General features: G+C 34.0%; 8 protein-coding genes. 2 read left to right on the forward strand and 6 right to left on the reverse strand.

Annotation, left to right across the window (positions count from 1 at the left end; all coding sequences use genetic code 11):
• Positions 1-30 precede the first annotated feature (30 nt).
• The 5 genes from ACWZFG_RS06930 to ACWZFG_RS06950 form a co-directional block, all read right to left on the reverse strand.
• Positions 31-1,692, reverse strand: coding sequence for a nucleoside kinase (locus tag ACWZFG_RS06930; RefSeq protein WP_177505853.1), 1,662 nt, complete (start codon positions 1,690-1,692; stop codon positions 31-33).
• 90 nt (positions 1,693-1,782) lie between these two features.
• A complete protein-coding gene (locus ACWZFG_RS06935) occupies positions 1,783-2,775 on the reverse strand; it encodes an inorganic phosphate transporter (protein WP_147669149.1) in 993 nt (330 codons plus the stop codon).
• Complete coding sequence (locus tag ACWZFG_RS06940; RefSeq protein WP_147669152.1) at positions 2,768-3,400, reverse strand: DUF47 domain-containing protein; 633 nt, start codon at positions 3,398-3,400, stop codon at positions 2,768-2,770. The genes ACWZFG_RS06935 and ACWZFG_RS06940 overlap by 8 nt, the downstream gene beginning before the upstream one ends.
• Positions 3,401-3,648: 248 nt before the next feature.
• Positions 3,649-4,899: an aminotransferase class I/II-fold pyridoxal phosphate-dependent enzyme gene (locus ACWZFG_RS06945; protein ID WP_455577287.1), complete on the reverse strand. Its 1,251-nt coding sequence runs from the start codon at positions 4,897-4,899 to the stop codon at positions 3,649-3,651.
• A 170-nt stretch (positions 4,900-5,069) separates the two neighbouring features.
• Entirely contained in the window at positions 5,070-6,299 is a 1,230-nt protein-coding gene (locus ACWZFG_RS06950; protein ID WP_177505856.1) for an aspartate kinase, read from the reverse strand.
• 365 nt (positions 6,300-6,664) lie between these two features.
• Between ACWZFG_RS06950 and uraA the strand changes: the two genes are divergently transcribed.
• Positions 6,665-7,909, forward strand: a complete 1,245-nt coding sequence (gene uraA / locus ACWZFG_RS06955; RefSeq protein WP_177505857.1) for a uracil permease — start codon at positions 6,665-6,667, stop codon at positions 7,907-7,909.
• A gap of 132 nt (positions 7,910-8,041) precedes the next feature.
• The gene (locus ACWZFG_RS06960; protein ID WP_455577288.1) at positions 8,042-8,959 is read left to right on the forward strand and encodes a DMT family transporter; all 918 of its coding nucleotides are present in this window, start codon (positions 8,042-8,044) and stop codon (positions 8,957-8,959) included.
• 40 nt (positions 8,960-8,999) lie between these two features.
• Here the strand turns inward: ACWZFG_RS06960 and ACWZFG_RS06965 are convergent, their stop codons facing one another.
• Complete coding sequence (locus tag ACWZFG_RS06965; RefSeq protein ID WP_177505858.1) at positions 9,000-9,194, reverse strand: hypothetical protein; 195 nt, start codon at positions 9,192-9,194, stop codon at positions 9,000-9,002.
• Positions 9,195-9,542 lie beyond the last annotated feature (348 nt).

The raw sequence follows: 9,542 nt of genomic DNA on the forward strand, positions 1-9,542 counted from the left end.
GCAAGGTCTTTTTTTCTTTTGAAAATTTATTTAAAAACATGATTTTCCAATAAATTCTTTTAATATTGAATTTACCGGAATTTCATCATCGTTCTCAATACTAACAAAATACTCTAAAAAATCTAGGAGACGACTAGCCTCTGCATATTCAGCTTCCGTTTGCTTTACCTCTCTTAATAATGGTTCCGCATGTTTTTTCAAAACCCCCAGCTCATATATCAACGCTGAATTAAACATAATATCTGCTTCCTCTTGAAATGGGAAAATATTTTTTTCTTCTCCATTACGTACAGACGGCCATTGTTTTAGCGTTTTCACTGCACTTGATCCCCTAAATTTATGATCACGAACAATTCGACGAATTAAACGAGCATCTGTCGTTGGAATTCTATTATGACCATCTATAGCCAATTGAGTCAACGCACTTATATAAATTTTCAATTTTTTATTACGTGGGATTTTACTTGTTAAACGCTCATTCAGCCCGTGAATTCCTTCAATAAGAACAGGCTGGTCTGGCTTGATTTGAATTATATTTCCCTTATACTCTCTCTGCCCTGTAACAAAATTATAATATGGAATTTCTACAGACTTCCCATTTAAAAGCTCAACTAAATGTTGATTAAAAAGATCTGTATCCAAGGCCTCTAAAGATTCAAAATCATATTCTCCTTTTTCATTTTTAGGCGTATGTATACGATTATGAAAGTAATCATCTAATGAAATGGTTATAGGTACTACCCCATTTACTCGAAGTTGAACTCTAAGTCTCTGCGCAAAAGTGGTTTTCCCCGATGACGATGGACCAGCAATTAATATAATTCTAGCCTGACTTGTATGACTTACAATAAAATCTGCAATCTGGGCAATTTTCTTTTCATGTAAAGCTTCTGAGATTCTTACAATATCATATATTTCATCTTTTCTCGTATACGCATTTAATTTTTCAACATAATCGCATTGAAGTATTTTAGCCCATTTTTCCGCCTCATTAAAAATATCTGCCAATTTCTCTTGTGGAGAAAATTCAGGAACTATCTTCACATTGGTAATCTCAGGTATTCTTATAATTAAACCTGATCTATATTGATTTAACGCAAACAAACTTAATTCAGATGTATTACTTAACATCGGCCCATATAGATAATCATATGTATTGCCGCAATAATATACACTAACTAATTCTCGTTTTAAATCCTCAATAAGACTTACCTTCTCCGCTTGGCCAGATTTTTTAAACAACTCTAACGCTTCAGCTTTTGGTAGTGTTTTTTTTAGAATTGGCCTTTTTTCTAACACGATTTCACTCATCTTTGCTTCTATTTCTTTTATATCAATTGAAGTTAAATTTCGACCTAAATATACTTCACAAAATAATCCTTTACTAATTGAATGCTCCACTGTAACTTTAACATTGCGATATAATTCATATATAGCTACAATCAAAAGAAATGTTATTGATCTTTGATATACTTTTAGTCCAAACTCTGTATTTAGCTCGATAAATTCTATACTGCAATCATCATAAAGGCATGCTTGTAAATCTTTTATTAAATTATTTACTTTAGCTGCTACAATCAAATTAGAATGAGAATTATTAAAATCATCACTTATCTCTTTTAAGGATATCCCCCTCCGATATATCTTTTCAATATCCCTATTTTTTACCTTGGTAACAACTTTAATGTTCATAATAAAACCTCCACATCTCACGGAAAAAAATTAAGGTAGTATACATGATATGTATACTACCTTAATTATACACCAGATTATGTAAAGAGCCTAGGAAAATATAACTCGAACAATACAATAAATCACTGCTCCCATCAATGCAGTACATGGAATTGTTAATAACCAAGCCATAAGCATTTGTTGCGCAACCCCCCAACGCACTGCACTAATTCTTTTCGCACTACCAACCCCCATGATAGAACCAGAAACTACATGCGTTGTGCTTACTGGAAGATGTAGCAAAGTCGCTCCAAATACAACAATAGATGAATTCAAATCAGCTGCAAAACCACTTATTGGCTCCAATTTGAATATTTTTCCTCCCATCGTTTTAATAATGCGCCAACCACCAGCAGCTGTACCTAATCCCATAGATGTAGCGGCCGCCAATTTTACCCATGTAGGAACTTCTAAAGTTTCTATATATCCGCCACTTAGAAGTGCAAGAGTAATAATCCCCATTGCTTTTTGCGCGTCATTAGAACCATGTGAAAAAGACATCATCGCAGCAGATAAAATCTGCATTTTTCTAAATTTATTATTGATCGTAGATGGTGCAAATCGCCCAAAAATTAAATATAAAATCATCATAATAATACAACCAGAAATAATTGCAATTACAGGCGATGCAACAAGAGATAAAACAATTTTTCCAATGCCATAAAAATTAAGCCCCATTGCACCTGTCGAGACCAAAACTGCACCAATAATTCCACCTACTAATGCATGAGAAGAACTGCTTGGAATTCCAAGCCACCATGTAACTAAATTCCAAATAATAGCACCAAGTAATGCTGCAATTATAATTTTTTCATCAACATGAGATGCCGACTTTACAATATCTCCACCAATTGTTTTTGCTACACCAGTACTATACATAGCACCCAAAAAATTTAACATTGCAGCCATCAAAATAGCAACTTTAGGTGGAATAGCTCTCGTGGAAACCGATGTCGCAATTGCATTTGCGGTATCATGAAATCCATTAATATAGTCAAACAGCAATGCTAACGCTACTACTGTAAAAATTAATACCTCAAGCATATTTCATTACCACACCTCTTAGTAAGTCTGCTGTATCCTCACAGCGATCTAACGTATCCTCTAAAAACTCTAAAACCTCTTTCCATTTGATTACTTCAATTGGATTTAGTGTAGACTCAAACAAGTGTGCAACTTCTTTACGATAAATTCTATCACCTTCGCTTTCAATATTTTCAATATTTCGCGTACAGTCTAAAATAGCATGTTGATTTTTCTTAATATCTTTTAACAATTCTAGAGCTTTAAGCAATTCTTCAGTACTGCGAATTAGAAGTTTTGCTAATTCAATCGTTCCTTCTCTGGAATCTCCCGTTTTATACAAAACTATCCGCTGTACGGTTCCTTGTAAAAAATCCACGCCGTCATCAAGCTTATTTGCTAATGCATAGATATCTTCTCTATCAATTGGAGTAATAAAAGTCTGATTTAATTTATCAATAATTTTCTCATTAATATCATCAGCTTTATGTTCAATCTCAATAATATCTTTCATCAATTTTTCAGCTTGACTATAATCGCTTACTACAGTGTGTAGTTTTAACGCACCCGCATGAAAGAACTTTGCACTTTCTATAAACAAATCAAAAAACTCATCATCTTTATGCTTAAAACTAAAGTTAAACATACATTGCCCCCCAAAATAGTTACTTATTTATGTAATTTATTTGACCAAGATTTACTATATCACCAATTATTAAATTATACAATGACAAAAATATACTAAAAAAGCCTGTATCCGTAAAAATATAAAAGCATTAATGCTTTTATATTTTTTTCTTACAGTAGAATTAATGCAAAATTATTTTTTTTCTTATAATAAAATAGTCCATAATAGATATATATCTATTATGGACTATTTTTAGAAAAAAATTCTTATTTTTGCTCTACAAAATTCATTGCATTTAAAACTTTTTCAGCCATTCCTTTTATTTTGGCTGATGGTACTGCACAAACGGCAATCCTAACGCCCATTTTTAATGGTACAGCGAAAATTAAATCATCATGTAGTTTTGTACATACTGCATCAGAATCAGCTGCTGGAATAGAAATAAAGAAACCAGCACGATATGGTAGCATATTTAATCCACATGCTTTTGCTTCGCTCATAAAAATATCTGCACGTTCGCGAATTAATTGATAATAACCATCTCTTTCTTTTTCAAACTGTACAAGTAATGTTTTATCTTGATCAACTGTTGTTAATAAAGTCATTGCACCACGATTAATATTTGACCAAGTAGCTCTACTTGTATATTGATTGATTTCTGCAAATTCTTTGATCACATTTTTATCAGAAGATATACCAATCATCGCACCTGTACGCTGCCCATACATCGTATAACCTTTAGACATACTAAATGCTAAAATGCCTAAAATATTTGCAGGTAAATTGCTAAATTGTTTTAAAAATTTGCGTGATTCATTTTTCTCTCCTGCATAATCAATATAAGCAATATCTATTAAAACAGTAATTTTTTTCTCAGGATTTTTCGCTTGTACTTTACATACATCCAGCACCTTTTTCCAATCGTCATCCGTTAAACTAAAACCAGTTGGATTATGCGCCGGCGTATTAATAATAATAACGAGTGAATTTTGCTTAGAAAGCAGTTCATTTACTTTTGTTTCAAATGATTTAATATTGAAATTTTGATGTTCATCAAACAATTGATATGTATCCAATTCACGTAATGCTTCTTTACAAAGCACGCTATAAGGACCCCAATACCAATCAGAAGTCAATACTTTATCCCCAATTTCAGAATAATTCCAAATTGTATGATGAATTACCCCTGTACCACCAGCCGTAGCCACAGAATTAAAATAGGCATCTGGTCTTTGATCAGCAAAAGCTAAGTTAATCGTTGCATCCAAATAAGCTGGCAAGCCAGAAATTGGTGCATAAGCAATCATATCGTTAATTGACATTCCACGTAAAACTTTTTCTACAGTTGGAATACAAGCTAATTTTTCATTGTCATCCATAATTGCGCCAATTGTCGCATTTACCACTTTATCTTTACCATGCTCAGCTGTCGCTTTTACAGCTGCTCCACTGGCCCCAAAAATCTTATCCGTAGCAAACTTTCCTTTTGCATGAGATGCTGCAACACTATTTGTCATTTTTTATCCCCCTTAGAAATAGTACTTCAACTTACTACTAAGTGTCCAAATAAATTATATTCGTTTTAATAAAGTAAAGTCCTGCCCAAAATATAAGTATACAAAATTCTTAAAAAATTCTACCTAGCAAATAAGCAAGCCTTAAAAATCCAGCTTGCCTAATAACAGTTTTATTTTTCCGGGAAAAATTCTGCATGAATTGCATTTACAGCTTCTTTCACTTGGCTGTTTTTAATTAAACAAGAGATGCTAATTTCAGATGTGCTGATTACTTCTATATTAATGCCTGCTGTTGATAACGCACCAAACATTCTAGCTGCAATACCGGGACTACCAAACATACCTGCACCAACAATAGATACTTTTGCTACATCTTCTTCAATCAATACAGCGATTGCATTTAATTGATCAGCAACTTTATCAACTATCTTCTTTGCTTCTGCTAAATCAGTAATTGCAACTGTAAATACCATATCCGTAACATTTTTTTCTATGTTACGAATACTTTGTACAATCATATCGACATCAACATTCGCTTCCGCTAAAGCAGCAAAAATCGAATGCGCAATTCCTGGATTATTAGGTACTCCTAATACCGCAACTTTTGCTACATCGCAGTCATGTGCAACGCCTCTAATATTAAACTCTTTATCTTCCATTGTACATTCCTCCCTAATAATCGTTCCCGGTCTTTTTGTAAAAGTAGAGCGAACGTGTATTGGTATATTAAAATATTTTCCCATCTCTACAGAACGCGGTTGCATAACCCCTGCACCAAGTCTTGCCATTTCAAGCATTTCATTATAGGTGATTTCTTTCATTTTTCGAGCACTTTTTACCATCCTCGGATCAGAGGAATATACACCCTCCACATCCGTAAAAATTTCGCAACTATCTGCTCTTAAAGCTCCTGCAATTGCCACAGCCGAAGTATCTGAACCACCACGGCCAAGCGTAGTTGGATCTCCATTCATATCAAGCCCTTGGAATCCAGCAACCACCACAATCTGACCTTTATCCAATTCAGCTAAAATGCGCTCAGGATTAATATCAACAATTTTTCCTTTTGTATGTACTGCATTCGTCTTTACTCCAGCTTGCGCACCAGTTAAAGATATTGCAGGATGACCAAGATTCTTAAATGCCATTGCTAATAAAGATATAGATACTTGTTCTCCCGTAGTAAGTAACATATCCATTTCTCTTGCATATTGATATGGTTCTTTATTAATTCCTTTTGCCAAAGCAATTAAATCATCAGTTGTATCTCCCATTGCAGATACAACCATAACAACCTTATCATCCTTATTCTTTTCTTCTATAATTCTTTTGGCCACTGCTATAATTTTCTCAACACTGCCAACTGAACTTCCGCCAAATTTTTTTACAATTAACGCCATCGCCATCCCCCTAAACTTCTAAAAAACATCACGCTAACAATTATATACTATTCTCTTTAAGAAAACAAACTCCTCCTACATATGGACATTTTATTACAAAAAGTTGATTTTAGCAACTAAGAATCTTTTAGAAAGCAACTAACCTTGGAAAATTTCTACTCAACTCTTTTACATGGAGTAAATTTTCTGTAAAAAAATCTGGACATTTTCTATAGACTATGATAAATTGTATTGCAAAGATATCCTTTAAGTTAGTCCTGTGAGACTAAGAAGGTGCACCATATTTGTGATGATGTTACTTTCAGGTCTCTTGCGTAATGTAAGGGATTTTTTTTTTGAAAATTTTAATAAAAGGAGCAGAATTTATGAATAACCGTGTAATTTCAGTAGATGAAAAGCTACCATTATTGCAAACAATTCCTTTAAGTTTGCAACACTTATTTGCTATGTTTGGAGCAACAGTCCTTGTCCCGATTCTTTTTAAAGTAAACCCTGCCACAATTTTATTATTTAATGGAATTGGAACTCTATTGTATTTATTCATTTGTAAAGGTAGAGTTCCTGCATATTTAGGCTCCAGTTTTGCATTTTTGTCACCAGTATTTTTAGTTTTGCCTCAATACGGCTACGAAGCGGCATTAGGTGGATTTATTGTCGTAGGCGCAATATTTTCATTAGTTGCACTTAGCATCAAAGCTATCGGTACAAAATGGATTGATATCGTATTTCCGCCTGCTGCGATGGGGGCAATTATCGCTGTCATCGGTCTTGAATTGATGCCGACAGCCGCTGGTATGGCTGGACTAACAGCTGAGCAAGTTGATACAAATACAATTTTTGTCTCAATTTTCACTTTAGTCATTACAATTTTAGGCTCGGTTGCCTTCCGTGGGTTTTTAGCAATTATTCCAATTTTAATCGGAGTAATTAGCGGTTATATCTTAGCCTTTTTCTTGGGCTTAGTTGATTTAGCACCAGTCGAAGCAGCTTCCTGGTTCGCTATGCCAACAATCTATACGCCTGAATTTAATTTCAGTGCAATTGCAATTATTTTACCAGCAGCACTTGTTGTTATCGTTGAACATATCGGTCATCTTATTGTAACAGGCAATATCATCGGTAAAGATTTAACTAAAGAACCTGGTTTAGATAAATCTTTATTAGGTAACGGAGTTTCTACTATCCTTTCTGGATTTTTTGGCTCTACACCAAATACTACTTATGGTGAAAATATTGGCGTACTCGCTATTACAAAAGTTTATAGTGTTTGGGTTATCGGCGGTGCAGCAGTTTTTGCGATTATCTTGTCCTTTGTTGGAAAACTCGCAGCTGCAATTCAAAGTATTCCCGTTCCTGTTATGGGCGGAGTATCCTTGCTCCTTTTCGGCGTCATTGCAGCTTCTGGCATTAGAATGCTAGTAGAATCAAAGGTCGATTACAATAAGCCTAGTAATTTAATTTTAACTTCTGTAGTTTTAGGTATTGGCGTAAGCAATGCAAGCCTTACTATCGGCACCGTAACAATGAAAGGCATGGCACTAGCAACTGTTGTAGCAATCATATTAAGCTTAACCTTTAAGGTGATTGATTCATCCCATAATAACGATTAAATTATTTATTTTCACATAAAAAATAAGCCTAATCATGACAAAATGCAGTTTAAAAGAGATATAATACTATATATCCTGCATAATCTGTTGTATGATTAAGGCTTATTTTTATTTTCAGAAAGTGGTGTTATTTTGTCTTCTCTTTCATTTTTAAAAATCTATTCAAACAATCCTAAACTACGTGGTATTATATTTACTTTACTAGGCGGTATCTTGTGGGGATTTTCCGGAACTTGCGGACAATATCTATTATCTATAAAAGGTTTTGATGCTACGTGGATTACAATTATCCGTATGATAATCGGAGGTATAATTATATTAGCCTTCTCAGCCATTCACAAAAGAGAGCAATTAAAAAGAATTTTATTAAATAAACACGATCTTTTTCATCTTTTTTTATTTAGCATATTCGGCCTGGTAATTTGTCAATATACTTATATGACAGCCATTTTTTATCTCAATGCAGGCACTGCAACTGTTTTGCAATATCTTGGCCCGCTGTTTATTATGATCTATACCTGTATAAAGACATTGCGATATCCATCCGCTAAAGAGTATCTCTCTATTTTTTTAGCTATTTTAGGTACTTTTCTATTGGCTACCCAAGGAAATATTAACGCTTTAGTCATTTCCTCGCAAGGATTACTCTGGGGCCTTTTATCCGCCTTAGGCGTCATGTTTTATACAATACTTCCAATAAATCTTATGGCAAAATGGGGAAGTATTATCGTAGCGGGTTATGGTCTACTCTTTGGAGGTATCTTTCTTTATCTTATTTCTGGCGAATGGACCTTTCCTTTTTCAATTGACCTATATACGGCATTTGCATTAGCTGCAATAATCATCTTTGGCACAGTGATTGCTTTTATCCTTTATTTACAAGGCGTAAACGATATTGGAGCAATAAAAGCAAGTATGATTTCTTGCGTTGAGCCTGTCTCAGCCGCAATTTTTTCAGCAATTTGGCTTAATTCGCAATTTACGTTTATCGATATCATAGGATTCCTATGTATTATTACAACTGTTTTTTTACTAATAAAATCAAAATAAAATGGGGTAGATAAATCATCATCGATTTATCTACCCCGTTTTAAACTCTATTCAAATCTACAATGACATTTTGAGCATTCATGCCACTTATCAAAGCAATGACCACATTTATGACATTTATTGCAGCCCCAGACACATCCACATCCACAAGATGGACAAACTTGATGACATTCATGGTGACATTTTGGACAGCAATGACACTCATGCTTTTTACCACAACAACCCATATAAGCAACCTCCTTATCCTCATCTACTATAGCTTATGAAGATTAAAAACTATCGGTTACTATGATTAAAAGGAAAAGTTTTACATAGCGATAACAATATGGTCACCTAACAGCGGCCGCTTTTGCACTCCTAATAAATAAAGAAGCCTGCACAACATCAAATTGATATGCTCCCTTTATAGTAGACAGTTAAAATAATATAACTGTCTACTATAAAGGGAGTATTTTTCATGGGCAGAAAAGGAAAGATTTCAATAGAAGGAAAAGTGAGCTCAATTGAAGCATACCTGCTAGGAGGCAAAGGTATTTCTCAAATATGTTCTGAGCTAAGCATTACTAAAAATTCATTCTATAAA

The organism is Anaerosinus sp. (genome assembly GCF_965318445.1).

What these genes read in the sequence shown, in the direction of transcription:
- ACWZFG_RS06930 (WP_177505853.1), bottom strand. Translation starts at nt 1,692, where the DNA reads ATGAACATTAAAGTTGTTACCAAGGTAAAAAATAGGGATATTGAAAAG.
- ACWZFG_RS06935 (WP_147669149.1), bottom strand. Translation starts at nt 2,775, where the DNA reads ATGCTTGAGGTATTAATTTTTACAGTAGTAGCGTTAGCATTGCTGTTT.
- ACWZFG_RS06940 (WP_147669152.1), bottom strand. Translation starts at nt 3,400, where the DNA reads ATGTTTAACTTTAGTTTTAAGCATAAAGATGATGAGTTTTTTGATTTG.
- ACWZFG_RS06945 (WP_455577287.1), bottom strand. Translation starts at nt 4,899, where the DNA reads ATGACAAATAGTGTTGCAGCATCTCATGCAAAAGGAAAGTTTGCTACG.
- ACWZFG_RS06950 (WP_177505856.1), bottom strand. Translation starts at nt 6,299, where the DNA reads ATGGCGTTAATTGTAAAAAAATTTGGCGGAAGTTCAGTTGGCAGTGTT.
- uraA (WP_177505857.1), top strand. Translation starts at nt 6,665, where the DNA reads ATGAATAACCGTGTAATTTCAGTAGATGAAAAGCTACCATTATTGCAA.